Origin of the sequence: Methylobacterium phyllosphaerae, from assembly GCF_001936175.1 — a bacterium.
GTDB lineage: Bacteria > Pseudomonadota > Alphaproteobacteria > Rhizobiales > Beijerinckiaceae > Methylobacterium > Methylobacterium fujisawaense.
In genome coordinates this window covers 1,134,338-1,160,628 of sequence record NZ_CP015367.1, presented here as the reverse complement: position 1 = coordinate 1,160,628, position 26,291 = coordinate 1,134,338, and the positions used below count along the sequence as shown (strand labels likewise).

24 protein-coding genes are annotated in these 26,291 nt (G+C 73.0%); 9 read left to right on the top strand and 15 right to left on the bottom strand.

Going from position 1 to position 26,291, the window contains the following annotated elements:
- Positions 1 to 33: 33 nt before the first annotated feature.
- On the top strand, positions 34 to 1,377 hold the full coding sequence (locus MCBMB27_RS05070; protein WP_075380004.1) for an efflux RND transporter periplasmic adaptor subunit: 1,344 nt from the start codon (positions 34 to 36) through the stop codon (positions 1,375 to 1,377).
- 11 nt (positions 1,378 to 1,388) lie between these two features.
- On the top strand, positions 1,389 to 4,637 hold the full coding sequence (locus tag MCBMB27_RS05065; RefSeq protein WP_075380003.1) for an efflux RND transporter permease subunit: 3,249 nt from the start codon (positions 1,389 to 1,391) through the stop codon (positions 4,635 to 4,637).
- A gap of 118 nt (positions 4,638 to 4,755) precedes the next feature.
- Here MCBMB27_RS05065 and MCBMB27_RS05060 read toward each other — a convergent pair whose 3' ends face one another.
- Positions 4,756 to 5,010 carry a hypothetical protein gene (locus MCBMB27_RS05060; RefSeq protein WP_043356624.1) on the bottom strand — a complete coding sequence of 85 codons (255 nt, stop codon included), beginning with the start codon at positions 5,008 to 5,010 and terminating at the stop codon, positions 4,756 to 4,758.
- 883 nt (positions 5,011 to 5,893) lie between these two features.
- Here MCBMB27_RS05060 and MCBMB27_RS05055 point away from each other — a divergent pair.
- From MCBMB27_RS05055 to MCBMB27_RS05040, 4 genes are read left to right on the top strand one after another with little or no spacing between them, the layout of a single operon-like run.
- Positions 5,894 to 7,348: an FAD-binding oxidoreductase gene (locus tag MCBMB27_RS05055; protein ID WP_043356621.1), complete on the top strand. Its 1,455-nt coding sequence runs from the start codon at positions 5,894 to 5,896 to the stop codon at positions 7,346 to 7,348.
- Positions 7,349 to 7,366: 18 nt separating this feature from the next.
- Complete coding sequence (locus MCBMB27_RS05050) at positions 7,367 to 7,780, top strand: DUF4383 domain-containing protein (RefSeq protein ID WP_075380002.1); 414 nt, start codon at positions 7,367 to 7,369, stop codon at positions 7,778 to 7,780.
- Positions 7,777 to 8,904, top strand: a complete 1,128-nt coding sequence (locus MCBMB27_RS05045; protein WP_236952909.1) for a hypothetical protein — start codon at positions 7,777 to 7,779, stop codon at positions 8,902 to 8,904. The genes MCBMB27_RS05050 and MCBMB27_RS05045 overlap by 4 nt, the downstream gene beginning before the upstream one ends.
- A complete protein-coding gene (locus tag MCBMB27_RS05040; protein WP_075380000.1) occupies positions 8,888 to 9,187 on the top strand; it encodes a hypothetical protein in 300 nt (99 codons plus the stop codon). Before MCBMB27_RS05045 ends, MCBMB27_RS05040 begins: the two co-directional genes overlap by 17 nt.
- 9 nt (positions 9,188 to 9,196) lie before the next feature.
- On the opposite strand, the gene MCBMB27_RS05035 is transcribed toward MCBMB27_RS05040, so the two are convergent.
- From MCBMB27_RS05035 to MCBMB27_RS04980, 12 genes are all read right to left on the bottom strand, one after another.
- Complete coding sequence (locus MCBMB27_RS05035; protein ID WP_043356615.1) at positions 9,197 to 9,541, bottom strand: hypothetical protein; 345 nt, start codon at positions 9,539 to 9,541, stop codon at positions 9,197 to 9,199.
- On the bottom strand, positions 9,538 to 10,341 hold the full coding sequence (locus MCBMB27_RS05030; protein ID WP_236952908.1) for a hypothetical protein: 804 nt from the start codon (positions 10,339 to 10,341) through the stop codon (positions 9,538 to 9,540). The genes MCBMB27_RS05035 and MCBMB27_RS05030 overlap by 4 nt, the downstream gene beginning before the upstream one ends.
- Positions 10,342 to 10,499: 158 nt before the next feature.
- Positions 10,500 to 11,390: a lysozyme inhibitor LprI family protein gene (locus MCBMB27_RS05025; protein WP_236952907.1), complete on the bottom strand. Its 891-nt coding sequence runs from the start codon at positions 11,388 to 11,390 to the stop codon at positions 10,500 to 10,502.
- A gap of 138 nt (positions 11,391 to 11,528) precedes the next feature.
- Positions 11,529 to 11,948 (bottom strand): hypothetical protein, encoded by a 420-nt coding sequence (locus MCBMB27_RS05020; protein WP_052083589.1) that lies wholly within the window; start codon positions 11,946 to 11,948, stop codon positions 11,529 to 11,531.
- A gap of 121 nt (positions 11,949 to 12,069) precedes the next feature.
- Positions 12,070 to 12,870: a hypothetical protein gene (locus MCBMB27_RS05015; RefSeq protein WP_075379998.1), complete on the bottom strand. Its 801-nt coding sequence runs from the start codon at positions 12,868 to 12,870 to the stop codon at positions 12,070 to 12,072.
- 66 nt (positions 12,871 to 12,936) lie between these two features.
- On the bottom strand, positions 12,937 to 13,710 hold the full coding sequence (locus MCBMB27_RS05010; protein ID WP_236952906.1) for a hypothetical protein: 774 nt from the start codon (positions 13,708 to 13,710) through the stop codon (positions 12,937 to 12,939).
- 53 nt (positions 13,711 to 13,763) lie between these two features.
- Positions 13,764 to 15,110 (bottom strand): hypothetical protein, encoded by a 1,347-nt coding sequence (locus MCBMB27_RS05005; RefSeq protein ID WP_075379997.1) that lies wholly within the window; start codon positions 15,108 to 15,110, stop codon positions 13,764 to 13,766.
- A 9-nt stretch (positions 15,111 to 15,119) separates the two neighbouring features.
- Positions 15,120 to 16,571, bottom strand: a complete 1,452-nt coding sequence (locus tag MCBMB27_RS05000; protein WP_075379996.1) for a peptidoglycan-binding protein — start codon at positions 16,569 to 16,571, stop codon at positions 15,120 to 15,122.
- On the bottom strand, positions 16,568 to 17,929 hold the full coding sequence (locus MCBMB27_RS04995; protein ID WP_043355316.1) for a hypothetical protein: 1,362 nt from the start codon (positions 17,927 to 17,929) through the stop codon (positions 16,568 to 16,570). The genes MCBMB27_RS05000 and MCBMB27_RS04995 overlap by 4 nt, the downstream gene beginning before the upstream one ends.
- Before the next feature lie 22 nt (positions 17,930 to 17,951).
- A complete protein-coding gene (locus MCBMB27_RS04990) occupies positions 17,952 to 19,904 on the bottom strand; it encodes an AAA family ATPase (RefSeq protein ID WP_075379995.1) in 1,953 nt (650 codons plus the stop codon).
- 69 nt (positions 19,905 to 19,973) lie between these two features.
- Positions 19,974 to 21,074 (bottom strand): AAA family ATPase, encoded by a 1,101-nt coding sequence (locus MCBMB27_RS04985; protein WP_075379994.1) that lies wholly within the window; start codon positions 21,072 to 21,074, stop codon positions 19,974 to 19,976.
- Positions 21,075 to 21,077: 3 nt separating this feature from the next.
- On the bottom strand, positions 21,078 to 21,671 hold the full coding sequence (locus MCBMB27_RS04980) for a hypothetical protein (RefSeq protein ID WP_075379993.1): 594 nt from the start codon (positions 21,669 to 21,671) through the stop codon (positions 21,078 to 21,080).
- A gap of 274 nt (positions 21,672 to 21,945) precedes the next feature.
- On the opposite strand from MCBMB27_RS04980, the gene MCBMB27_RS04975 reads away from it, so the two are divergent.
- The 3 genes from MCBMB27_RS04975 to MCBMB27_RS04965 all read left to right on the top strand — a co-directional run bounded on the left by MCBMB27_RS04975 (position 21,946) and on the right by MCBMB27_RS04965 (position 25,626).
- Positions 21,946 to 22,578: a LuxR C-terminal-related transcriptional regulator gene (locus MCBMB27_RS04975; RefSeq protein ID WP_043389341.1), complete on the top strand. Its 633-nt coding sequence runs from the start codon at positions 21,946 to 21,948 to the stop codon at positions 22,576 to 22,578.
- 82 nt (positions 22,579 to 22,660) lie between these two features.
- Positions 22,661 to 23,494, top strand: a complete 834-nt coding sequence (locus MCBMB27_RS04970) for a hypothetical protein (protein ID WP_075379992.1) — start codon at positions 22,661 to 22,663, stop codon at positions 23,492 to 23,494.
- Positions 23,495 to 23,979: 485 nt separating this feature from the next.
- Positions 23,980 to 25,626 carry a hybrid sensor histidine kinase/response regulator gene (locus MCBMB27_RS04965; protein ID WP_075379991.1) on the top strand — a complete coding sequence of 549 codons (1,647 nt, stop codon included), beginning with the start codon at positions 23,980 to 23,982 and terminating at the stop codon, positions 25,624 to 25,626.
- A 31-nt stretch (positions 25,627 to 25,657) separates the two neighbouring features.
- Here the strand turns inward: MCBMB27_RS04965 and MCBMB27_RS04960 are convergent, their stop codons facing one another.
- Complete coding sequence (locus MCBMB27_RS04960) at positions 25,658 to 25,942, bottom strand: hypothetical protein (RefSeq protein WP_075379990.1); 285 nt, start codon at positions 25,940 to 25,942, stop codon at positions 25,658 to 25,660.
- 160 nt (positions 25,943 to 26,102) lie between these two features.
- Positions 26,103 to 26,240, bottom strand: coding sequence for a hypothetical protein (locus MCBMB27_RS04955; RefSeq protein WP_236952905.1), 138 nt, complete (start codon positions 26,238 to 26,240; stop codon positions 26,103 to 26,105).
- Positions 26,241 to 26,291 lie beyond the last annotated feature (51 nt).

Genomic DNA, 26,291 nt, shown 5'->3' with positions numbered 1-26,291 from the left:
GCCACGGCACCGGCGCCCCGACGAGCAGGCATCATGCGCATTCTCCTGACCGCGGCCCTGGTGGCCGCCGGCGTCCTCGTGGGCGCCGCCGTTCCCGCCGTGTCCGGCTTCGTTCGCGGCCTCCTCGCCGCGGCCGGGTTGCCGCCGGCCCTCCACACCTTCGCCGCCGGGCCTGGCCCCGCATCGCCGGGCGAGCCCCGCCACGAAGCGGGCGGCGGCCACGACCACGGCAAGGCCGCCGCCCCCAAGGCGGGCGCAGGCCACGCTCACGGAGCGCACGAGCCTTCCGAGGCCGAGGGCGCGGAGGGGCACGTCACGATGACCGCCGAGCAGATCGAGAACCAGGACATCAAGGTGGCCAAGGCGGAAGGCGGCCTGCTGTCGAGGCACATCCTCGTCCCCGGCACGATCACGCCGGACACGGACCGGATCGCCCGCGTCCCGGTCCGCGTCGTCGGCACGGTGTCCGAGATGCGCAAGCGCCTCGGCGACGACGTGCGGAAGGGGGACGTCGTCGCCGTCCTCGACAGCCGCGAGGTCGCCGACGCCAAGAGCGAGTACCTCACCGCCATGGTCCAGTCCGACCTCCAGAAGGTCAATTTCGAGCGCCAGCAGAGGCTGCTGGCATCCGCGGCGGCATCCCAGGCGGCGTTCGACAACGCCAAGGCCGTGTTCCAGGAGAACCAGCTCCGCGTCGACCTCGCCCGCCAGAAGCTCTCGGCGCTCGGCCTGAACGCCGCCGAGGTCGCCGCCGCGCAGAAACGCGACGAGGCGACGCCCAACGCCTCGACCCTGCGCCAGTACGAGCTGCGGGCGCCCATCTCCGGCCGCATCGTCGAGCGCAAGGTCGACGTGGGCACCGCCGTCGGCAAGGAGGGCGACCCGGCCGACGTCTACACCGTGGCCGACCTCTCCACCGTCTGGATCGAGCTCGCGGTGCCGACCTCGGACCTCGACGAGGTCCGGGAAGGCGCCCGGGTCACCGTGAACCGCGGCGGCCGCAGCGTGCAGGGGAAGGTGGTGTTCGTCAGCCCGCTGCTGAACGCCGACACCCGGTCCGCCCGGGTGGTGGTCTCGCTGCCCAACCAGGACATGGCCTGGCGTCCGGGGACCTACGTCACCGCCGAGGTCGAGACCGAGACGGATCGAGTGCCCGTCCGGGTGGCCAAGGCCGCGCTCCAGACCGTCGAGGGCAAGCGCGTCGTCTTCGTGCGCACCGACGAGGGCTTCGAGAAGCGCGAGGTCGAGCTCGGGCGCGCGGATGACGACGCCTACGAGGTGGTCTCCGGCCTCAGGGCCGGCGAAGACATCGCGGTCGCCAATACCTTCCTCCTCAAGGCCGAGCTCGGGAAGAGCGAAGCCGGCCACGACCATTGAGGGGCCGAGACATGATCAGCCGCATCCTCGACGTCTCGGTCCGCCAGCGCTGGCTCGTGCTGCTGCTGTCGCTGCTCGCCGCCGGCTTCGGCGGCTACGCGGTGACGCAGCTGCCCATCGATGCGGTCCCGGACATCACCAACAATCAGGTGCAGATCAACACGACCGCGCCCTCGCTCGCGCCGGTCGATATCGAGAAGCAGGTCACCTACCCGGTCGAGACCGCCCTCGCCGGCATCAAGGGGCTCGAATACACCCGCTCGCTCTCGCGCAACGGCTTCTCGCAGGTCACCGCCGTCTTCGCCGAGACGCTCGACATCTACTTCGCCCGCCAGCAGGTGGCCGAGCGCCTCGCCCAGGTGAGGCGGGACCTGCCCCCCGGGGCAGAGCCCGCCATGGGCCCGATCTCCACGGGCCTCGGTGAGATCTACATGTGGTCGATCCACTACGCGAAGCCCGGCGAGCGAACGCTCTCGAAGGCGGGCGCGCCGGGCTGGCAGCCCGACGGAAGCTACCTGACCCCCGAGGGCCAGCGCCTCAGGACGGCGCTGGAGCAGACCGCGTACCTGCGCACGGTTCAGGACTGGATCATCCGGCCCCAGATCAAGACCGTGCCCGGCGTGGCCGGCGTCGACGGGATCGGCGGCTTCGAGAAGCAGTACCACGTCCAGCCCGACCCCGATAAGCTCGCCTCCCTCGACCTGTCCTTCTCGGACGTCGCCCGGGCGCTGGAGGCGAACAACGCCAACCAGGGCGCCCGCTACCTGGAGGATAACGGCGAGGGCTACGTCGTGCGCGCCGCCGGACGCCTCGAGGACATGGACGACATCGGCAACGTCGTGGTCGCGACCCGCGGCGGCGTGCCGGTCCGGATCCGGGACATCGCCGAGGTCCGCATCGGGCGCGACCTGCGCACCGGCTCGGGCAGCGAGGACGGCCAGGAGGTCGTCATCGGCACCGCCCTGATGCTGATCGGCGAGAACAGCCGCACGGTGGCCGCCGCGGTCGACGCCAAGATGGACCAGATCCGCAGGAGCCTGCCCCCCGGCGTCGCGGTCCAGACCGTCCTCGACCGGACCCGTCTCGTCGAGGCGACGGTGAGGACGGTGGTGAAGAACCTGTCCGAGGGCGCGGCCCTCGTCATCGTCATCCTGTTCCTGCTGCTCGGCAACATCCGGGCGGCCGTCATCACGGCGCTGGTCATCCCGGTGGCGATGCTGATGACCCTGACCGGGATGGTCGAGGCGAAGATCTCGGCGAACCTGATGTCGCTCGGCGCCCTCGACTTCGGCCTCATCGTCGACGGGGCGGTGATCATCACCGAGAACGCCCTGCGCCATCTCGCCGAGAAGCAACACGCCCTCGGGCGGGCCCTCGAGACCGAGGAGCGCATTCAGACGGTGCGGGCGTCGGCCGAGGAGATGATCAAGCCGTCCCTCTACGGGCAAGCCATCATCATCCTGGTCTACGTGCCGCTCCTGACCTTCACCGGGGTCGAGGGCAAGATGTTCGCGCCGATGGCGCTGACCGTCATCATCGCGCTGGTCTCGGCCTTCATCCTGTCGCTGACCTTCGTGCCGGCGCTGATCGCCATCGTCATCACCGGCACGGTCACCGAGAAGGACAACCTCATCATCCGGGCGCTGAAGGCGGCCTACCGGCCGGTGCTCGGGGCTGCGGTGCGCGGTCCCCTCGCCTTTCTCGGGGCGGCCCTGTTGCTGCTGGTCGGGGCGGGCGTCCTGTTCACCCGGCTCGGGACCGAGTTCATCCCGCAACTCGACGAGAAGAGCATCGCGCTCAACGCCACCCGCATCCCCTCGACCTCGTTGACCCAGTCGCAGGCGATGCAGCTCAAGGTCGAGCAGGTGGTCTCCAAGTTCCCGCAGGTCGCCTACGTGTTCTCGAAGACCGGCACGGCGGAGGTCGCCTCCGACCCGATGCCGCCGAACTCCTCCGACACCTTCGTCATGCTCAGACCGCAGGAGGCGTGGCCGGACCCGAGTCTGTCGAAGGCCGACCTGCAGGCGCAGATCGAGACGGCGGTGGGGGCGCTCGCCGGCAACGTCTACGAGTTCTCGCAGCCGATCCAGCTCCGCTTCAACGAGCTGCTCGCCGGCACCCGGGGCGACCTCGCCGTGAAGGTGTTCGGCGAGGAGTTCGAGCCGATGCTGAAGACCGCCAACCAGATCGCGGCGGTCCTGAAGGGCATCGACGGCGCCGAGGACGTGAAGGTCGAGCAGACGGCGGGCCTGCCGTTCCTGGAGATCAAGATCAACAAGGCCGAGGCCGCCCGCTACGGCCTCAGCACGGGCGCCATCCAGGAGGTCATCGGCGCGGCCATCGGCGGCAAGGATGCCGGCGTCGTCTTCGAGGGCGACCGGCGCTTTCCCATCGTGGTGCGCCTCACCGACACGGTGCGCGAGGACCGCGAGGCCCTGGAGAATATCCCGGTGCCCCTGCCGCCCGGCCCGAACGGCCGTGCGCGTTCGGTCCTGCTCAAGCAGGTGGCGGGCTTCTCGGTCACGGAGGGGCCGAACCAGATCAGCCGCGAGAACGGCAAGCGCCGGGTGGTCGTCACCGCCAACGTGCGCGGGCGCGACATCGGCTCCCTCGTGGCGGAGGCGCAGGCCGAGGTCGGGCGGCAAGTGCCGTTGCCGCCGGGCTCCTTCGTGACCTGGGGCGGCCAGTTCGAGAACCTCGCCTCGGCCAAGCAGCGGCTGATGGTGGTGGTGCCGGCGTGCTTCTTCCTGATCTTCCTGCTGCTCTACTCGGCCCTGGGCTCGCCGCGGGACGCGCTGCTGGTGTTCAGCGCGGTGCCGCTGGCGCTGACCGGCGGCATCGTGGCCCTGTGGCTGCGCGGCATGCCGGTCTCGGTGCCGGCGGCGGTCGGCTTCATCGCGCTGTCGGGCGTGGCGGTCCTGAACGGGCTCGTGATGCTGACCTTCATCAAGCAGCTCGTGGCGGAGGGGCGCCCGAAGCGGGAGGCCATCCTGGAGGGCGCGATGATCCGGCTGCGGCCGGTGGCGATGACGGCGCTGGTCGCTTCGCTCGGCTTCGTGCCGATGGCCATCGCCACCGAGACCGGGGCCGAGATCCAGCGGCCGCTCGCCACCGTGGTCATCGGCGGCCTGATCAGCGCGACCCTGCTGACGCTGGTGGTGCTGCCGGCCCTCTACGCCCGCTTCGGCAGGGTCCGGCCCGCGACGGCCACGTCCCGGGCGCGCCAGCCGGAGCCGGTCCACCGCGAGGCCGCAGAGTAGAGGCGTGCGGTCAGTCCTCCCGCTGGGGCGGCCTGGCCCGGCTCATGTCGCGCCGGTCGCAGGGCCGGGCCGCACGCCGGATCCCGGGGAACGGGGCCCCTCGGGGGCCCCGACCAGCTCACATGCGGTGATGGCGGTGCATATGCCGCGTCATGTGCCCGCGATGATGGTGATGGCGCATCATGTGCCCGTGGCGGTGATGGCGCATCATCCGGTGGTGATGGTGGCCGTGCATCCGGTCCATGCGGACGGAGACCACGTCCGACGGGGCGCTCACGGCGCCGGGCAGGCCGGGCGCGGCCGAGGCCGAGGTCGCGGCGCCGGCCGCGCCGAAGGCGGCCAGGACGGCGACGACCAGCAGGGACTTCCTCATAGGCGTTCCTCTCAGGGTGTCGGCGCGCCGGTCATCGCCGGCGGCTCGGTGCCGGCCAGGGACTGGTCGGCAGTTAGGCAACAGCCAAGCTCACGACACCGTTCCGCACGGCGCGCGCGCCGCCTCGGGCATGCTTAAGAGGCCGAATGGCGTCGCGTCGGATCCGCCTCCGGCAACGGATCTGCAGGCGCCGCTGGTCCCGCCGCGGCCGATATCCGTTCCAGCGCAGGGGATGAAGGCCGGCGAGTGGCCACGAGGCGGAAGGTCAGTGTCAAGCCGCGATGGACAATCGCGTGCTTTGAGATGGCTTCGGCCGCCGGGCGGCACGAAGAATCTCGGAAGTCCCGCGGGGGCGACGGCCGGTTGTCTCCGCGCACGCAGAACACTCCGATCCCGGAGCCGGACACGCGCCGGATCCGGCCAGAATCACGCTCTCGGGACAGGCGGGCGTCACAGGGCCGATCGGGTGTCGCCACGGGCCCTGGCCGGACGGACGGGCGGCCGACCGACGATGCGGCGCCCGTCTTACCCCGCGCGCCCCGCAGGGCTTCGTCCTCCCGTTGGACGGGGCGGACCTCATAAGGCGGCAGGCTCGCCGTCACGGGCGCCTGTGGGCAGGACCGCGGGCAGCAGGTCACGCAAGACGGCATCCTGGCGGGCCTTGAGCAGGCGCAGGACCCGCGCAGGCGTGCGGTTAACCGCGCGGCCGGCCGCTGGTAGGGGCGAACGAGCCGCCGCGTGCGAAGAGGGCCGGTCGGTTTGTTTGGCCGTATCGCGCTCCGTGCGCGATCTCACGCCGGCGGGCCCGGACCCGTCGCAGGGTAAGCCGGCGGGGCGAGCCGGTCGCCCCGCCGGTGCGAATTGAGGGCTGGGGGCGACGGTCATGGCGGGGATACGACCGAGCAGGCGCAGGATCCTCGCGGGCGGCGGCGCCCTGGCGGCCGCCGCGCTGCTGCCGCGGGCGGCCCGGGCCGCGCCGCGGATCATCCTGAACGATGCGAGCGGCCTCAACCCGACCCCGGTGGCCCGCCACGCCGTGCTCCCGACAGGGTCGACCGAGGCCCTGATCGAGGCCGTGCGCGCCGAGATCCGGGACGCCGCCGCCGCCGGGCGGCCGGTGGCGGTCGGCGTCGCCCGCCATTCCATGGGCGGCCAGAGCCTCGCCCGCGACGGGACGGCCGTGACCCTGGAGGGCGGCCCGATCGAGCCCGACACCGCTGCCGGCCTCTACCGGGTCGGGGCCGGCGCGCGCTGGTCGCAGGTCATCCGTCAGCTCGACCGGATCGGGTTCTCGCCCGCGGTGATGCAGTCGAACAGCGATTTCGGGGTCGGCTCGACCTTCAGCGTCAACGCCCATGGCTGGCCGGCCCCGCGCGGGCCCTTCGGCTCCACCGTCCGCGCCCTCCGCCTCGTCCTGGCCGATGGCAGCCTCGTCACCTGCTCCCGCACCGAGAACGCCGAGCTGTTCGGGCTGGCGATGGGCGGCTACGGCCTGTTCGGGATCGTGGTCGACCTCGTGGTCGAGATGGTGCCGAACCGCCTCCTGACGCCGACCTTCGCGGTGATGCCGGCCGCGGAGTTCGCGCCGGCCTTCGTGGCGGCGGTGGAGCGCGACCCGCGGCTGCGCATGGCCTACGGCCGCCTCTCGGTGGCGCAGGCCGGGTTCTTCGAGGAGGCGATCCTCGTCACCTACGCGGAGGCGGAGCACCCGCCGCAGGTCTTGCCCGCCGCGGCCGCGCAGGGGGCGTTCTCGGCGGTCTCGCGGGAGATCTACCGCGCCCAGGTCGGCAGCGAGTTCGGCAAGCGCGCCCGCTGGATCGCCGAGACCCGGCTCAACCCGACGCTCGACCCCGGCCTCGCCACCCGCAACAGCCTGATGAACGAGCCGGTGGCGAACCTCGCCTCGCGCGACCGCAACCGCACCGACATCCTGCACGAGTATTTCGTCCCGCCCGAGCGGTTCGACGCGTTCCGCGCCGCCTGCCGGGAGATCATCCCGGGCTCGGGCTGCGACTGCCTCAACGTGACCCTGCGCTACGTGGCGGCGGACCCGGACTCGACGCTGGCCTACGCGCCTTCTCCCCGCATCGGTGCCGTGATGTCGTTCTCGCAGGGGCTCACCCCCGGCGACGAGGCCGCGATGATGCGCATGACCGAGGCCCTGATCGAGCGCGTCGTGGCGCTCGGCGGGGCCTATTACCTGCCCTACCGCCTGCATGCCCGGCGCGACCAGATGGCCCGGGCCTATCCCAGGCTCGACGCTTTCGTGGCGGCCAAGCGCCGGTACGATCCCGGGCTGCTGTTCCGGAACGCCCTCTGGTCGACCTCCATGGCCTGACCGCGCAAGGATCCGCTCATGAGACCCACACCCCCACAGGCGGCCGCCCTCGCCTTCGCGGCCATCCTGCTGTTCGCCGCCGCCACCGACTACATCCCGGCCTTCCGGGACGCGGAGGGCCGCGTCTTCGGCCTGTTCCGGCTCGACGTCTACAAGGACGCGCTCCACCTCGCCTCCGGCCTGTGGGCGCTCGTCGCCGCCCTGTGGTCGCGGCACGCCGCCGTGACCTTCCTGCGGGCCTTCGGGGCGATCTACCTCCTCGACGGCATGGTCGGGGTGATCACCGGGTCGAGCTTCCTCGACCTGTCGCTGTTCCTGAAGGGCTTCCAGGACAGCCCGTTCCTCTCGAACGGCCCGCACCTGAGCCTCGGGCTCGCCGGCGTGGTGCTCGGCTGGTGGCCGTGGCGCGCCGCCGCGGCGGGCGCGGCGTGAGCCCCCGTCCCGCCCGTCGCCGCCGGCGGGCCGCCCGCTGGGCGGCCGCCGGCCTGGCCCTCCTCGCGCTCGCCTGCGCCCTGCCGGTCGCGGCGATCGAGGGCGGCTGCGCGGTCGCGCCCGATCCCACCCTGCAGGAGCGTGCGGGGGGCGGCTCGCGCTTCGGGATCGCCGCCGACGGCTACAAGCGCGCGGCCGGCGACAGCTACCTGACCTTCCCCGAATGGGACATCGTCCACGCCTACGCGGACCTCGCCGGGGTGACGCGATCCGCCTCGGAATCGGCCTTCGACTACTGGGCGGCGACCACCGGCTTCTGGACGAGCCTGTGCGGGGCGACCCGGGCGGCCGGGCGCACCGGCGACGTCACCGCGGGCCAGAAGGTCACCAACTACGTCATCGGCCTCAGCTTCACGGCCGAGATGCTGATCCAGGGCGCCTACGAGCGCACCGTCGGGGCGCTGACCGCGTGGTGGCGGGGGCCCGAGCCCACGGAGGAGGACCGGTTCAACGCCCGGCTGCTCGCGGATTACGCCGTGTTCCTGCGCCAGACCCCCTGGTACCGCTACCCGTTCGACGCGGAGCTGTCCCGGCTCTGGCGCGATGTCCCGTTCACGCCGTCCCTGCGGGCGGTCGAGCGGCGCGGCGCGCTCTCGCTGCAATACGGGGTGAAATGGGCCTACGCGCAGGGGATCGTGTGGCTCGCCGGGATGGACCCGGCCGGCCTGACGATCCGCAGCGTCGTGGCGGGGCTCGACGCCGCCGACGCGGCCGCCGACCCGCGCATCACCCGCCTCGGCCCCGTCCCGGCCGGCGATGGCGGACCGGCCGCCCTGATCGAGACGCCGCGCTACCGGGCCTTCACGGAGATCCTGCGGGGCCTGGGGGCGCGCGGCCGGACCGTGCTGGAGATCGCCGGCAACGACCGAATCCTCACCACCGTCCTCCTGCCGCCGGGCCGGACGGTCGCCCTCGCCGGGGCCGAGCCGCTGTTCGCGATGCCGATCCAGTCCGAGCCGGGCTGGCAGCGCGTCGGCTACGACACCGCGGTGGAGCAGCTCGTCGAACAGATCCGCGCCGTCGAGGCCGCGGGGGGCCGGTTCGAGCATGCCTACGATTACTGATCGGCGCCCCCGGCGCGGCCTGCCGGTCGCCCCGGTGGCGGCGGCGCTCGCCGGGTGGCTCGGCGTGACCGCGCTGACCGCCCTCGCGGTCCAGCCGGAGACCGTGGTGGCGCTCGGGAACCCCGCCGCCCTGGCGGCCGCCGACGACGGGGCCCTGGTCTCGGCCGGCCGCGCGTATCTGGTGATCCGGCCCGCCGCGCCGGGCGCGGTCCGGCGCCTCTACGCGGGGGGCGCCTGGCTGGTCCTGCCGGCCCCCGGGACCGGCTGCCTCGGCGCGCGCTGAGGGCGGTGCTCAGTAGGGATCGGACCGCTCGAGGATCTCCTGCCCCATCAGCACGCAGCTCCCGGGCATCGGCGCGTAGATCAGCCGGATCCGATAATCGCCCTTGTCGATGCTGCCCTCCGCCTCGATCACCTGGAAGCGCCGCGTCCCGACCAGGGACGCGACGGTGCCGACGGACCGAACGGAAGCGGGATCGACCGTGGCCCGCGCGTCGCCGTCGCTGTGGAAGCGCAGCAGCTTGAGGGCCTGCCGCTCGGCCTCGGCCGCGCAGGGCGGCGCGGGCGCCGCGACCACGGCGGTCGCGGCCGGCCCCGTCGCCGCGATCAGCGCCAGCGCCCGCAGGATCCGTCTCATCGGCACGTGACTCCGTATTCGTGGACCTCGGGCAGGTCCCCGTCGCCCGTCGTGGTCACCGAGAGCGCGCCGGCGGCCCCCGCATACCGGAAGCTGCAATAGGCGAGGCCCGTCCCGGAACAGCCGTCGACCTCGATCACGCCGCGCCGGGCGAGATCCCGCTCCCGCGCATCGTCGCTCGGCGGACCCTTCACCGGCGTCCAGCCCGCGGCGATCAGCGCCGCCCGGGCCGTGTCGATCGGCTGGCCGCGGATGGCGGGGACCGCTCCGCGGCCACCGCAGACGGATTCGACCGCGGGAAGCGGCTCCAGGGACAGGGTCCCGTCCGGGCGCAGGGTCAGGTCGCCCACCGGAGAGGGCGGCAGGTCGCCGTCCCAGAGGCGCACGCCGCCGGCGCGCGCCGCGATCCGGCCGACCGCGCCGGTCCGGCCGGCGCCGTACACGAGGGCGACGAGGCGCGTCCCGTCGAAGAGGCCGACATTGCCGTCCGCGATGAAGCAGGTGCCGCTCGTCCCCTGCTGCAGGTCGCTGGCGAAGCTGACGGCCCGGTAGCGGCCCAGCGCCGCTTCGCCGGTGACGAACCAGTCCCGGGCGGCCACAGCCTGCGCCGCCTCCGATTGTGCCGGGACGACCTCGCCCGGGCAGCCGGCCTGGCGCCCCGCCCCGCCCGGGGCCCGCGGCAGCGCGGCGAGGGGCACGAAGCGCAGGTTCTTCACGGCGGAGGCGACCCGCGGCGCCGGCGGCCCGTCCTGCGCCCCGGCCGGCTCGGCGAGGGGCAGGCCGAGCATCAGACCGAGCATCAGGCCGAGGGCCAGGGCGGGTGCCCGGCCGGCTCGGCCGATGCGCGGGCGCCGAGGAGCTTCCCCGGCTGCGCCACAGCCTGCGCGCAGCCGAAGGCCGGCGTCACCCGGAAGGCGGCTGCGGGCCGGGTCCGGCAAGGGGGCGTCCGGTCTCATCGTCACTTCCCGTTCGGGTCGCCCGCGCGCGCCGGCGGGCGCGACCCCGGTTCCGTCCCGGCCGCCGGAACCGGGTCGGGCGGCGGATAGGCGGGGTCTGTCAGGCAGGTCGAGAGCCAGGTCTCGGCCTCGGCGTCCGAGGCCAGCTCGACATCGAGGAGGGCCCGAGGGCCTGCGGGCGCCGTCGTCGCGCTGGCAGTCGCGGCCGCCGGGGCGGCAGGCCGCGTCCAGCGGCCGGCGGGGTTTTCGGGACCCGGGCATTCCGCGTCGTCGCCCCCGCCGATCGTGCAGGTCGCGACCGTTCGCACGGCGCCGTCGACGACCCGCCCGACCGTGCGCGTCTCGGTGGTGTGCCCGCTCGCCCAGTCGTCGGACAGCGTGCAGACCCGGTCGCCGTTCTGGAAGCGCCGGCTGCCGAAGCAGCCGTAGACCCGGTCCTGCCCGACGGGCAGGAAATAGCAGGCCGTGTCGAACCCCGCGAAGGGGCCGCCGGTGAACCGTGCCGCGAAGGCCCGCTGGCGCAGCGCCGCCGCGATCCAGTGCGGCCGGGCCGGATCGCTCGTCGCGCGGCCGGACAGGTCCTCGGTCCGGGCCCGGATCGCCCCCAGCACGATGGTGCGCGCGTCGGCCGCGTCCAGGTCGCCGAGCCACGTGTCCCGGGCCGCCACCCAGCGCTTCTGGCTGGCGATCAGCATCGCCCGGATCTCGGCGTCGTCCGTGCCGTGCAGGAGGCCGGCATAGGCCGAACCCAGGGCGGCATCGGCTTTCCGGAGCGCCGCGTCGGCGCAGATCATGCGCTCGAGCGGGCTGGCCGCCCTGCGGCAGTCGATCGCCCGGGCCGCAGACGGCGCCAGGAGGGATGCGGCGACGGCCGCCACCAGGAGCCGCGTCACGGCCGGCCTCGCACTGAACGGCGCATCTGAACCTCGCATCCGGACCGCGCGCCCGGGCAGCGCCGCGGAGCCACGCCGCTCCCCCGTGACAGGCCGCGGGGTGCGGGCGGACGCCCGCAGCCGCGCGCCATCCGGGCCCTACTGCGCCGCGGCATCGACGACGCGGCACAGGTTCTGGTCGACGTCCTGACCGATCTGACCGGCCTGCACCATGAAGAGGGCGTCGACCCGGCTGCCCGTCCCGGCCTTGCGCACGACGACCCGCAGCGTCTGCGGTCGCCCCGAGCCGGATGTCTCCTGCTGGGCCGTCAGGGTCCCGAGCTGCTTCTCGACGTGCACGCCCACGAAGCCTTCGGCCAGGACCGCCCGCGTCACCCGGTCGAACGCGGCCTTGGGGCTGACCGAGGGGAAGATCATCCACGTCTTGTAGGTGATGGCCTGAAGCATCGGCGTCCCCTCGCTCCGGTAATGGTCGCGGCATGTCTCCGCCGCGGCCGCCGGGAGCGCGAGTGTGGACAGGATTGCCGCGTGGACGAACGCGGTTTGCATCGATCCCATGGGGCGCCTCTCACTTCGTTCTGGCGTGGACTTGGCGGACCTGCGCGGCCGGGTCCCGGTCGGGCGTCGATCCGTACGGGTGCGGGAGGCCAGTCCGCGCCGGCCGGCCCCCCGCAGGGTCTCAGAGCTGCGGCGCGGCCGGTGGCCGGGGGCGCGGCGGCGGCGCCATCGCGCGCGGTGCCGGGGGCTCGGTCCGCGGCACCGCGCCGGACGCGGCCGCCTCCGCCTTCGGAGGCTCAGCGACCGGCGCCGGCCGCGGGGCCGCGACCGAGCCGCGGACCGTGTCGCGCAGGAAATCGCCGGTGCTGGTGCCGGCCTCCCGGGACGCCGGAGCCGGCGCCGCCCGGGCCGCCGGTGCGGCCTGGCCGCTGCCGCCGTCGCGCGGCACCGGCACCTGCGACACCGCCGGGGCCCGGCGGGGCTCGCCCGGCGGCACGGTGATCCGGAACGTGTACGGCACCGTGGACCCGTCCCCGAAGGTGACGGCGACCGACAGGGTGTCGAGGCCGGAGAAGTCGGTGCGTGCCGTGTAGTAGAGCGACATCGCATCCTTTTTGGCGTCCTCGCAGCCGTCCGGCTGCCGGATCTGCGCCCCGGTCTCGTCGACCTTGCCGCTGAGGATCCGGAATTCCCGCCGCTGCTCGATGCGCCCGCCGCGCGGCGGCCTGACGAGTTCGATCGTGGCCGCGCGCGAGCGGCACTCCTGCGTGGCGAAGTAGTAGGTGAAGCCCTGGAGGAAGATCCGCTGGCCGGGGCGCGCGGTCTTGTTCTCCACCTCCGCCCGGGCCGGCAGGGCGAGGCAGAGCGGCAGGCAGAGCGCTGAGCCGAGCGCCGACCCGAGGGCCAGGACGCCGGCGCCGGTGCGCCGCCGCGGTCGGGTCGGTGCTGCGGATCGGGGAGCGTTCGGAAGGCGCTGATGCACGGGACTCGTCCTCGGCTTGGCGATGGGGGCGCGGCCTCCGCCGCAGGGCTGACCGTCCGCGGCGCGTCAGAGCTGCGGCGCGGCGGGCGGCCGCGGCGGTGCCAGCTGCTGTGGCGGCAACGCGGGCGGTGCGGGCGTGCCGGATACGGGCGCCGCGGCCTCTGCGGCCTTCGGGGGCGGCGAAGCCGGTGCCGGCCGGCCGGCCGGGACCGCGCCCCGGACCGCGTCGCGCAGGAAGTCGCCGGTGCTGGCCTCCTGGGGCGCCGGAGCCGGAGCCGCTCGCTCGGCCGGAGCGGCGCGCGCCGTCGGGGCCGGCCGCGAGAGGCCCGCGTCGCGGGGGGCGGGTGCCTGGGACACCGCCGGCGCCCGCCGGCCTTCGCCCTCGGGCACCGTGATCCTGTAGGTGTAGGTCGCCTCCTCGCCGGTGACGAAGGTGACGATCACCGACACCGTGTCCAGGCCGGAGAAATCGGGCCGGGCCGTGTAGTAGAGCGCCCGCGCGTCCCGCTCGACATCCTGGCAGCCGTCCCGCGACGGGGTGCCGTCGGTGTTCCGGCCGAGGACCAGGAATTCGCGCCGCTGCTCGATCCGTCCGCCGCGGGGCGGCGTGACCAGTTCGACCGCGGCCGCCGGAACCGACGGGCAGCCCGGCCGGGTCTCGTGGGTGGCGTAGCCGTCGAGGCGGATCCGCTGTCCGGGGCGCGCGGTCACGCTCGTGGATCCGGCGAGCGCCGGCCCCGCGAGGCAGAGCCCGAGGAGGCCGATGAGGAGGCCGATGACGCCGGGTCGCCCAGGCCGCACGACCCCGGCCGCTCTCGTCTTCGGGACGCTGTGTGCCATGGGATTCCTCCTCGGCCTGCGGGACAGGCGGTCGTGGACCGCGGGCGGGACGCTCACTTCGGGTCGGAGCGCTCCAGGACCGGCTTGCCGCCATCGGTGCGGAACCGGACCGCGTAGGTGCTGTTCGTCGACTGGGCGTTGCACGTGATGACCACCGGGCCGCCCATCGGGTTGGGCAACTCGCAGGTGCCCTTCACCTTGATGGTGGACTGGTCGCGCTCGGCGTACATCAGCTCGTCGATGGGCTGGCGCAGGGTGCCGCCCGCGACGAGGCCCTTCGCCGAGGCCAGGAACGCCATGGCCTTGCCGTCGGTGGTGCCGAAGATGAACCCGGCCTTCGGGCTCCCGACGACGGAGGTGTTCACCGCACCCGAGGCGCAGAGGGCGGTGAGGTCCTCCCCGTCCATCACCAGGGATTCGCAGCGGCCCTTGAAGGACAGCTTGAGGAACGTGCCCGGCGGCGGGTCCCGCGCCTCCGCGGTGTCGCGGGGCGCGGGCGGTGGAGACGGCGAAGGCGACGGTGACGGCGGCGTGTCGGGCGGGGCCGGAGCCCGCGCTTCGGCGGGCCGATCGCGGGAAGGCGCGGTCCCGCCGTCCCGCCGGTCCCAGCCGCCGCGAGGCTGGCCGGGCTGCCAGACGCAGAGACGGACGCCGTCATTGTCCCAGCAGGGGCCGCTCGGGGACAGGGCGCCGAGGGATTCGGCGGCGCGCAGGCCACCGGACGACCCGTTCCAGAAGGCGGTGGCCTTCAGCGGGTTCTGCGGGTCGCGGACGAGCTGCGCCACGACGTCGAGCTTGCTCCCGGAATAGGAGCGGATCTCGAAGCCGCGGGCACCGGTCTGCCCGGTCTCCGCCCGGAACTGGCAGGCTCCGTCGAGGCGGACATCGCCGGCGACCTCGAGGTAGCAATCGGCGGCCCGCGGCGCGCCGGTCTCGGGCGCCGCCGCGGGAGCCCCGCCGAAGCCGGGGCGGCCCTCGCCGACCTTCCAGGCGCAGACCCGGCTCCGGGACCCGGTCCAGCAGGCGCCCTCCGACGTGACGCCGTCGGCGGGGCCGTCCTCGGGCTTGCCGCCGGGCTCCCGGTTCCAGGTGGCCGTGCCCCGGCCCGGCGCCGTCACCGACACGACCACGCCGTCGCGCAGGTAGCCGTTGTCGTAGGTGGCGAGGCGGAACCCGCCCACGCCGTAGCTGCGCGCGTCGGTCAGGAACTCGCAGACCCCGTCGATGACGGTCCTGCCGTCGGCTGCGAAGAAGCAATCGGCCTTGCGGACCTTGATCTGCGCCTGCGCGGCGGCGGGCAGGAGGAGGCCGGCCGACAGGGCGGCGGCGAAGAGGGCGAGGCGGCGCCCGGCCCGAGGGGCCGGGAACCGCGCAGGATTCGAACGGCGGCGGGGGGCCATGGCCGTCTCCTATGGATTGCCGAGGAGGCGGCGGGCCGCCTGGATGGTGCGGTCGTTGCGCTGGTCGACGACGCGGCCCTGGTAGAGATTCCGGTCGGCGAGGCGTTGCTGGAGCGCGGCCCAGAAGCCGACGCCCCATTTGTCCTGCTCGAGGTTCTGCAGGATCTCGGTGGACTTGAGTTCGAGGGCGCGGATCGTCATGTCGGCCGCCTTGCCGGGATCCCGCTGCAGGCCGGCGCCGCCGATATCGAACAGGAACGCCGCCGAGGCCGCCGCGGGGGCGAAGGAGGCCTCGCCCGCGAGGCGCTCCAGATACCGCCGCGCCAAGAGGCCGTCGGGGGCGGTGATCCGCTGCTCCGTGTTCGCCGGCGACAGGAGCAGCGCGTAGAGATACTGCGCCACCGAGACCCCGCTCTCCGCCAGGCTCCTGAGCTTCGCCTCGTCGGCGGCGTTGGTGGTCGCGCTCTTGAACAGCGCCATCAACGCCTCGACGCTCGGCGCGGAGGCGGGCGGTGTCGCGGGCGGTGTCGCGGGCGGCGGCGTGCCCGGCTTTCCGGGGCCGGAATTGCCCGCCCCGGAATTGCCAGCCCCGGAATTGCCCGCCCCTGGATTGCCGGTCCCCGGATTGGTCTGCGGGCCGGCGGCCCTGCCGGCCAGCGCCTGCACGGCCGCGCGCGTCTGCGGCGTCGCCGACCCGTCGGCGGGGCCCGTGTAGAAGCCGCGCTTCGCGAGATTGCGCTGGATCGCCGCCACGAGGTCGGGGGGCTGGCGGCCGAGCTCGTCCGTGAAGGTGCTGACCGCCAGCGGCAGCTTGGCCGCCACCGTGTCCATGTAGAGGTCGGCGGCCTTCTGCGGATCGCGCGGGACGCCGCTCTCGGCATCGGTGTAGCAGCCGGCGATCCAGTAGAGCGTCGACCAGGAATCGAGATAGGCGTTCCGGGCGGCGACCGGGTTCGCGTGGAAGGCCAGCCCGTAGCGGCAGCCCCGCTTGAGATCGTATTGGCCGCGGCCTCTGTTGAGCAGGAGCTCGGTCATGCCGCGCTGGGCCCCGGGGAAGCCGAGGTCGGCGGGCTTCTGGTAGTAGGTCAGGGCCTTGGCGGCATCGGGCTTGACGGGATTCTTGACGTAGAGCGCGGCCCATTCGGGATTGTAGAGGGCGCCCATGAACGAGCGGGCGCTGACGTCGCCGGCCTCGGCACCCGCCTTGAGCTTCTCGAAGGCGGCCCTGTCGCCGTCCTTGCCGGCCTTGTCGAGCAGGTCGAGATAGAGCTTCTCGTTCTCCTTGCTGTCGGCGGGCTTACCCCACTCGCCCGCGGGCTTCAGCAGCGCGAGGGCGAGGCCGGCCAGGAGCGCGACCGCGGCCTGGGGCAGGACCAGCCAGGCGAGGCGGTAGCGCGCATCCGCGTACCAGAGCGTCGCGTGCGCCCGGAGCCGGTCGGTCCCGATCAAGACGCCGCTCATGACTTGGCTTTCATGTAGGCGCGCAGGGCCGTGATGACCGCCGGATTGCGCGTGTTCTCGACCGGGAGCGTGTAGAAGCCGCGGGTGGTCAGTTCGGCCTGAAGGGCGCCCCAGAACCCGTCGCTCCAGTGCCCCGCCTCGGGGAACAGCAGCCAGAAGGTGATCTGGTCGTCCTTGAGGTCGATGCCCCGCAGGGCGAGGGCCGCGGCCTTCCGGGGATCCTTGGCGACGTTGCCGTAGCCGGAATCGTAGAGCACCGCGGCCTCGCCCGCCGCCATGCCGTGCCCGGCGGCCGCGGCGCGCTCGTAGGCGGCCACGGCGACCTGCGCGTCCGGCGCGAAGACGTCGCCCTTGTTCATCACCGGGTTGAACAGGCGCGCATAGGCGGTGAGCGCGTCCGCGTCCCCGGCATCGGCCCGGCCCTTGAGCTCGGCCAGCTTCCGCCGGTCGCCGGCCCGGGCGGCGGTCGCGAGGGCGATCACCTCCGGATCCGGGCCCTTGGGCGCCATCCGCCGCGGCTCGGGCCGCGGGGTCGCGACCGTGTTGGTGATCCCCGCCTCCACCTGGAGGGCCGTGATGATCCCGGGATTGGGCCGCCCGTCCACGGGGCCGATATAGCGGCGCTGCTCGGCCAGATGCCGCTGGAGGCCCGACACCAGGGCGGGGTTCTGCTGGCCGAGATTGTTGATGAAGGCGTCCATCGTCGGCCGGTGCTTGCGCCACAGCACCGCGGTCACCAGCCCCCCGGCCCGGACCGGGTCCTGCGGCAGGCCGCTCTCGGGCTCGACGTAGCAGGTGGCGAGCTTGACGGTGAGCCGCTCCTCGCCGGTGATCGTGCGCTCAAGCGTCTCGGGATCGTCGAACCAGGTCTGGGCGAGGCGGCAGCCGCGCCGGAGGTCGCGGTTGGGGTTGGCCGGATCGAGCAGCACGTCCGCGAGGCGCGCGACCGCCAGGAGGTCGCCGATCGCGGCGCCCGGTCCGTAGAGGGCGGCCGCCCGGGCGAAATCGTTCGGCGCGGGCTTGCTGGGGAAGTAGGCGGCGGTCAGCGGGTCGTAGAGCGTCCCGAGCTTGGTCGCGGCGTCGATCTGGCCCCGGGTGGCCGCGGCGGTCAGCGCGTCGAACGCCGTGCGGTCGCCGTCCTTGCCGGCCCGGTCGCGCAGGGCGCTCAGCTCGGCGATCCGCGCCTTCGAGGCGGTGGCCGGCTGACCCCAGACGCCCTGCGCGGCCAGCGCCATGCACAGGCCCGCCACCGCGCAGGTCACGGCCTGCGGCAGGGCGAGCCAAGCCAGGCGGTAGCGGCGATCGTCGTACCAGAGGGTCGCGTGCGCGCGCAGCCAGTCCTCGCGTGCGATGCTCATGGCCGCGACGGCTCCCGCGCCGTCACGACAATGCGGCGAGGCGCGGGGCGCCGCCGCCGAGCGCCCGCTCGAAATCCACGAGCTCGAACTGGCCGTAATCGCCCAGGGGATCGCTGGCGAGCCGCATCGCCTGGGCCTCGCGCAGGCGTTCCAGGAGGGTGCGCATCGCGCGGGCATTCGCCCAGTCGTGCCGCTGCGCGCGCTGCTCGACCCACGGGATCAGCAGGGTCTCGAAGCGCGGCGGCAGCCGGAAGGATTGCCGCGACGCCATCAGGCGCAGGATCTCGACGAGGTCGTAAGGATCGTAAGCCGGGAATTCGACGGTCTTGGTGAAGCGGCCGGCCAGTCCCGGATTCGTGTCGATGAACCGCGCCATGTCGCCGGTGTAGCCAGCGACGATCACGATGATCCGGTCGCGGTTGTCCTCCATGAACTTGAGGAGCGTGTCGATCGCCTCCTTGCCGAAGTCGCTTCCGCCCCCGCCGCCCTCGGCCAGGGTGTAGGCCTCGTCGATGAACAGGATGCCGTCGAGGGCCTCGCGGCAGCGCTCCAGGGTCTTGGCCGCGGTCTGGCCGACATAGCCCGCCACCAGCCCGGCCCGGTCGACCTCGACCACGTGCCCCTTCCGCAGGACGCCGAGCGCCCGGAAGATGTCGCCCATGATGCGCGCCACCTCGGTCTTGCCGACGCCGGGCGGGCCGGTGAACACCATGTGCTGGCTCACCGCGCCGACCTCGATGCCCTCGGCGCGGCGCCGGGCATCGACCAGCACCCGCGCCGCCACGGTCTTCACCTGCTCCTTGACCGGCGCGAGCCCGATCATCGCGTCGAGGCGGGCCATGACCTTCCGGGCGGCGTCCATGTCGACCGCGCCGCCGGCCTGGCGGCCGAGGGCCGCGGCGATGTCGGCGGGCTCGAGCCGGTTGATGTCGCCGCCGGGGCTGGCGGCGAGGCGCAGCGCCTGCGCCTGGCGGGCCTTCTCCAGCACCGTGCGCATCTCGCGGGCATTGGCCCAGTCCTCGGCCTTGGACCGGGCGCCGACATAGGCCGCGAGGTCCTTCTCGAACCCCTCCGGCATGACGAAGCCCTGGCCGGCCGCCATGCGCTTCAGGATCTCGGCGAGTTCCGGCGGGCTGTAGGGCGGGAACTCGACGGTCTTGGTGAAGCGGCTGGCAAGCCCCGGATTCGTGTCGATGAACCGGCGCATGTCGTTGGTGTAGCCGGCGACGATCACGATGATCCGGTCGCGGTTGTCCTCCATGAACTTGAGGAGGGTGTCGATCGCCTCCTTGCCGAAGTCCCCGCCGCCGCCGCCGGCGGCCAGGGTGTAGGCCTCGTCGATGAACAGGATGCCGTCGAGGGCCTCGCGGCAGCGCTCCAGGGTCTTGATCGCGGTCTGGCCGGCATAGCCCGCCACCAGCCCGGCCCGGTCGACCTCCACGACGTGGCCCTTGCGCAGCACCTTCAGCGCCTTGAAGACGTTGCCGAGGATCCGGGCGACCTCGGTCTTGCCGACGCCGGGGGGCCCGGTGAACACCATGTGCTGGCTCATGGCCGCCACCGGCAGGTTCTGGGCGCGGCGCTGCTGCTCCACCTGCATCCGGGCGATGACGCCCTTCACCTCCAGCTTCACGGGGTCGAGGCCGACCATGCCGTCGAGGGTCGCGAGCGCGGTGGCCAGGAGGTCCTTCTTCTCCGCGCCCGCGCCGTCGTCCACGAAGCGGATCGGGCGGATCCTGCGGCTCGCCCGGGCCTGGTCCAGGGCGCGCCGCGTCGCCTCGATCCGCGCCGGGATGTAGCTCGCCGCCAGGAGGCCCCCGACGAGGCCGCCGAGGATCAGGCCGTTGCGCAGCAGGGCCGCGGGCGTCGCGGCGAGCGGTCCGAGCAGGTCCGGCCGCAGGGCGACCAGCAGGCCGGTGGCACCCAGCACGATGACCGCGAAGAGCGCGACCGGATGCTTGTCGAGGCGTTCCATGGACGTGACAAACCTTGGTGCTGGCCGTGGTGCTGAACGGGCGCGGGGCGTCCCGCGATCGTCTCGCCGTCAGGCGTCCTCGCCGGTGGCGCGGAGCAGATCGACGATCTCCAGGCGGCGCAGGTCGCCGCCCTGCAGGGCGACCCGGGCGGCCTGGGCCTCGCGGGCCTTCTCCAGGAGGGTCCGCATCTCGCGGGCGTTCGACCAGTCCTCGGCGCGGGACCGCTGCGCGAGCCAGGGGGTGAGCGCCGCCTCGAACCCCTCGGGGAGCGCGAATTGCTGCCGGGCCGCCATGCGCTTCAGGATCTCGCAGAGATCCTTCGGGCTGTAGGGCGGGAATTCGATGGTCTTGGTGAAGCGGCCGGCCAGTCCCGGATTCGTGTCGATGAACCGGCGCATGTCGTTGGTGTAGCCGGCGACGATCACGATGATCCGGTCGCGGTTGTCCTCCATGAACTTGAGGAGGGTGTCGATCGCCTCCTTGCCGAAGTCGCTCCCGCCGCCGCCGCCGGCGGCCAGGGTGTAGGCCTCGTCGATGAACAGGATGCCGTCGAGGGCCTCGTGGCACTTCTCCAGGGTCTTGGCCGCGGTCTGGCCGACATAGCCCGCCACCAGGGCCGCGCGGTCGACCTCCACGAGATGCCCGCGGCGCAGCACCTCGAGGGACCGGTAGATCTCGCCGATCGCCCGGGCGACCTCGGTCTTGCCGACGCCGGGAGGCCCGGTGAACACCATGTGCTGGCTGATCGCCGCCACCGGCAGGCCCTCGGCGCGCCGCCGCTGCTCCAGTTCCAGCCGCGCGATCAGGGCGTTGACCTCGCGCTTGACCGGCGCGAGCCCGACCATGTTCTCCAGATTCGCGATCACGGCCTCGGGAGACCGGGCCTCCACGACCCGGCGCGGCGCCACGATCAGGCGCGGCAGGGCGAGCAGGCCCCCGGCCGGCTGCCCGAGGCCGGACTCCGCCTTGCGGGCGGCCGTCGCGGTCGCGGCGAGGCCCATCGCCGCCAGCAGGGCGACGGCGATCCCGATCGCCGCCCTCCACCGCAGCTCCGCTCCGGCGGCGTTCCACCAGGCGACCGGGCCGTAATCGGTGCTCAGCAGGAGCGGCGTGAGGACCGCGACCACGAGGCCGGAGACGACGAAGGGGAGGATGGCGGATTTCGACATCCGTCAGCCTCCGCAGGGCTTGCTGGTGTTCCAGATCACGGGGATCCGCCTGACGCCCGCGGTGGTATCGACCGTCAAACCCGGGGTGAGCTCGACGAACACGTCCTTGGCGGCGCCCTCGATGACGATCTCGCCCTTGCCGGCCTCGTAGGGGGCCGGGAACGGGACCGCGATGTTGATCGGCCCGTCGGTGATGTTGAAGGCCGGCGACAGGTAGTTCCCGGCGCGGATGCGCACCACGCCGCCGGCATCGGCCTTCGTCTTCGACAGGCGCATCAGGCCCAGGGGCGCCCGGCAGGCCTTGGCTTCGGCGACGATCTTGTCCTTCTCGTCGGCGGGCAGGGTTTCGGCGGCCTTGTCGATCTGGCCCGTCTTGACGAGGTTCAGGGCCGGCCGCTCGGCCGTCCCGGCGGTCTCGCCGCCGCCCGAGAGCAGCACGCCCGCGACGGCGCCCGCTGCCACCAGCCCGCCCACGATCGCGATGAGGCTCGGCGACAGGGCCGGCTTGGCGGATGCCGCCGGGCTCGGGGCCGCGTGGGGACCGGACAGCCTGTCCTGAGCCTGCCGCTCAGCATTCTGGCGCTCGACTTCCGACATCCAGCAGGCCCCCGAACATGGAACGACGTAATTCGTGCGCCGCATCGGCACGCACGACAGGACAAACAGCCTTGATGTTTTTGGAAAGATTCAAAAGAACCGGCGGCCGATGCCTGTCATCATGACGGGCTGACTTCTAGGCATGCGGAAAAAACCGGTCTACTAGTGTATCTGACCTATCGTCGCACCCTTGACAGGGCCTGGATTTCATCCGGCATGGCCCTGTGCTGGGGACGTCGTGGGGAAAGATTCCGATGCTGCGATCGGGAGTGGAATGAACGGCTCCGCGCGCGAGACCCTCATCGTCGCCGACGATCATCCGCTGTTCCGCGAGGGCATGCGGCGCATCACCGAACGGCTCTATCCCCAGGCCCTCGTCCGGGAGGCCGCCACGATGGAGCAGGTCCTGGCAATGGCCCGCACCGGGCCGCCGCCCCGGGCGTTCTTCCTCGACCTTCTGTTCCCCGGCCTCGATCCCCGGCACTCCATCGGAGCGCTGCGCGTCGAGTTCGAGCGGGCCTCGATCGTCGTCGTGTCGATGACCGACGACGAGGGCCTGATCCGGACCGTCATGGCCGAGGGCGCCGACGGCTTCATCGGCAAGGCGTTGCCGGCAGCGGAGATCGCCCAGGCGATCGCGGCGATTCGCGACGGGGAGTTCGTGATCCGGCGAAGCCCCGTCTCGGGCCTCGCCCTACCGCGCGGACCGCTCCCGCCCCTGACGCAGCGCCAGCGCGACGTGCTGCGCCTCGTCGCCCGGGGGCACACCAACAAGGAGATCGCCCGGGAACTGGACATCTCGCCCTTCACCGTCCGCATCCACGTCTCGGCGCTCCTGCGGGCCCTCGACGTCACCTCCCGTTCCGCGGCGGCCGCGAAAGCCGCGACGGCCGGTGTCGGTGAATGAGGGGGGCGGGGCGGCTGCGGCGCGTCCGATCGTACACCTGTCCGAATGTCGCCGTCGCGGACCCCGTGGCAAAGGCCGGGGCATGAGGCGATCGGGACACGGGGTCGGGCGTCCGGCCCGCATGCGGCGTCTGGCGGGTCTGGCGGGTCTGGGCCTGGCGGGGCTGTCCGGACTGGCCGCCCGGCCCGCTGCGGCCGATCCCGACCTCGCCATGCTGCCGCATGCCACGGTGCTGGCGGCGATCTGCGGGCGGCCCGCCGACAAGGAAGCCGAGACCTGCCGGATGAAGGACGGCCGCACGGCGGAGTTCTGGACCGCCGCGATGTTCTCCACCGAGACCGGGAGCTGGTTCACCGGGTTCGTTACGATGCCGGCGCCGGGTGAGGATGCCGCCGCGCCCAACCGGCGGAGCGTCGCGGCCGCCACCTACGCCCTCAAGGACATGCGCTGGCGTCTCGCGGGGGTGCAGACCCTGTCCGGGCGGATCGGGACCGGAAACCGCAACGGCAGCGCCCCGGCGGTGGACGAGCAGCGAGGCGCGGTGTTCAAGCCGCTGAGCCGGGGGCGCCTCCTGATGGGCCTGCGCCTTGCCGCTTCCGGTGCGGCCGGGGCCCGCGACTTCTCCTTCCTCCTCCTGCAGTTCTACGGGGCGCCGACGCGCTGGGTGCTGGCGGGCGAGGTTTCGGCCGGCTCGGACGGCTCGGCCGCCTGCGTCGAGGAGGAGCCCTGCCGGATGGGCACGAGCGAGGGCCGGCTGGAGATCCGGCCGGAGGATCCCCGCGATCCCGCCGCGTGGCCCCCGGTCCGGGTCACCCTCAGCGGCACCGTGCTGGGCGCGGACGGCAGCCTGCGTCCGGCCACGGACCGGGATGCCCGCCTCTATCGATTCGACCCGGCCTCCGGCACCTACCGCTGAGGCCGGCCACCCGGCCGGCCTCCCGGAGGGCCACCCGCCACGCCACGGGGTGCCGGTCGCCGGGAGCACTCGGCCGTGGAGCGAAACTATTTTTGCAGTGTCGTAAACAAGATCACACTGAATATTTTCCAAATCGATGTTGTTGCGATGATCGGACTGGGCTGTGCCGAGGATTGTCGAGGATTGTATAGCCGCCCGGCGCCCGGAAATGCCGTCCGCGTCGCCCGATCGCCCCTTCTTTTTACCACTGGTAGTGCTGCTCACCCTCAGGTAGGCTTGAGAGATCTGTCCTCGGTCGGCGACGGTTGCGGCCGTTACCCGGGTCCGGGCGGTGATACGGCTGGGCAGTTCGCACGATGACGCGACAGCAGGATACCGGGGCCGGCAGGAGGGGGGGCGGGCCGTATGCCGGAGGCGCAGCCCCCGTGAAGTCCCGGGACGGCGTCGGGGCCGTGCCGTTCGCTTCCGGCCCGGCCTGATCGCCGATGTTCCAGCCGCGCCGCCAGCGGGACGAGGCGTACGACAACGAGAAGGCGCAGGCCCTCATCCGAGCCGTCGTCATCGGCTGCGCCTGCCTGTATCTCCTGCCCCAGATCTACGGTGGCATCGCCCCGCCGGAAGCCCGGTTCGTCGCCTATCTCGTGACCGGCCATTGGGTCTTCGCCGTCGCGCTGTACGGCTGGATCGCCCGGCATCCCGGCAGCAACACGCCGCGCCGCGTCGTCACCTTCGCCCTCGATCTCGGCGGAATGACCTACGCGATGGCCGTGGGCGGCGCGCCGTTCCTGCCGCTCTACGCGATCGTCATCCGGCTGATCGTCGGCAACGGCCTGCGCTACGGGGGCACCTCCCTGAAGGCGTCCACGGCCGCGGCCCTGGTCTCGCTCGCGGTCACGACGTATTTCAACGCGTACTGGCGCGGCAATCCGTTTCTCGTCCTGACGCTGGCGGCCATCACCGTCCTCGTGCCGACCTACATCTACAGCCTCCTGGAGCGTCTGCGCCGCGCCTATGAGCGCGAGCAGGAGGCGAACCTGTCCAAGTCGCGCTTCCTGGCTCAGGCGAGCCACGATCTGCGCCAGCCGATCCATGCCATCAGCCTGTTCACCGCCTGCCTGCGGGACGCCGCGCTGGGTCGGGAGGAACTGCAGATGGTCGAGAACATCGACCGGTCGCTGCAGAGCGTCTCGCGCCTGTTCAAGTCGCTTCTGGATATCTCGACCCTCGACAGCGGCCGGGTGGTGCCCCGCCCCGAGCCTGTCCCGATCAACGACATCCTCGACGACGTGTGGCGCCAGAATTCGGAGGCCGCCCAGCTTGCCGGGACGGTCCTGCGCCGCCGTGCCTGCGCCAGCGTCGTGGACACCGACCGGGCGCTGCTCACGACGATGCTGCAGAACGTCGTCAACAACGCGATCAAGTACGCGCCCGGCCGGCCGATCCTGATCGCGTGCCGGCGGCGGGGCGGTCGGCTCGCCATCCAGGTCTACGATCGCGGCCCGGGAATCCCGGCCGAGCATCAGGACAGGGTCTTCGACGAATTCTACCAGATCCGCCGCCGCGGCGACCGGGACGTCGAGGGCGTGGGCCTGGGCCTGCCGATCGTCCGGCGGCTCGGCGCGCTGCTGGACCTGGCGGTGACCCTGCGCTCGGTGCCGGGGCGCGGAACCTGCGTGACCATCGGCGACCTCCCCCTCGCCGAGGCTCCGGTGCCCGCGGCCGCGCGCGACGCCCTCGACCCGCCGGCGACGATCGGCGGGCTGCGCGTGCTGCTGGTGGAGGATGACGGCGCCGTCCTGCGGGCGACGGCCAGCCTGCTGCGCAAATGGGGATGCCGCGTTCAGGCCGAGGCCGGGATCCCCGCTGCGCTGCCCGAGATCGACCTCCTCATCACCGACTTCGAACTCGGGAGCGGCGTGACGGGAACGGAGTGCATCGCGGCGGTCCGCGACCTGGCGGGCCGTGCGCTGCCGGCGGTGGTGATGAGCGGCCATGACGAGGCGCGCGTGCGCGAGGATCTGGGCGCACCGGACATCCCGATCCTCTCGAAGCCGGTTCGGCCGGCCGAGCTGCGCTCCGTCCTCATCGCCGCCAGCATCAGGCTGCGCCCGCGGCCGGTGCCGGTCGCGTGAGGCCGGCACGCATGCGGTCGCGGATTTCCCCTTACCGGGCCAGATCGCGCCGGTCCTTGCCGGTACCCTTGCCGGGACGCTCCGTCCCCTCCCCGCCGGCCTGAAAGTCGATCATCGCCTTCAGCGGCGCGTCCCGGGTGAGGCCGTGCTCGGTGGCGATCTGCGAGACGATCCGGAGCGCCTGGGCGGCGGGGGAGCGGTCGGTCACCGGCAGCCGTGCGAAGGCCTGGCTGACGCGCGTGCCCGCCACGTATCCGATGACGATCCCGACGATCACGCCGCAGGCTCCGGCCAGGATCAGGACGCCGATCTTCATGAGTCACCCGTCAGCGGTTGCGAGGCTGGCGCCTTCTGACCCTCCTGCGCGGGTGCTTTCAAGCCGGACCGTGCCGGCCCGGCAGCCGGCGGGACGCCCGCGTCGCGCGGAGCCCGATTCTCACAGGCGGGCGATGGCGTGACCGAATCGGTCGCCGCCGTCAGCCCTGCTCCGCGCGGTCCGCACCGTCGCGCGATTCGGCCTCTCGGCGGGCCGCGCGGGCCTGGGCGATGAGGTCGATGGCCGTCAGCGCGGCGTTCGCCCCCGTGCCGCCGGCCAGCAGCAGACCCGGCGGCATCGTCCGGATCTGGGGGCGGCCGCTACGACCGCCGCGGCGTCCGGTTCTTCG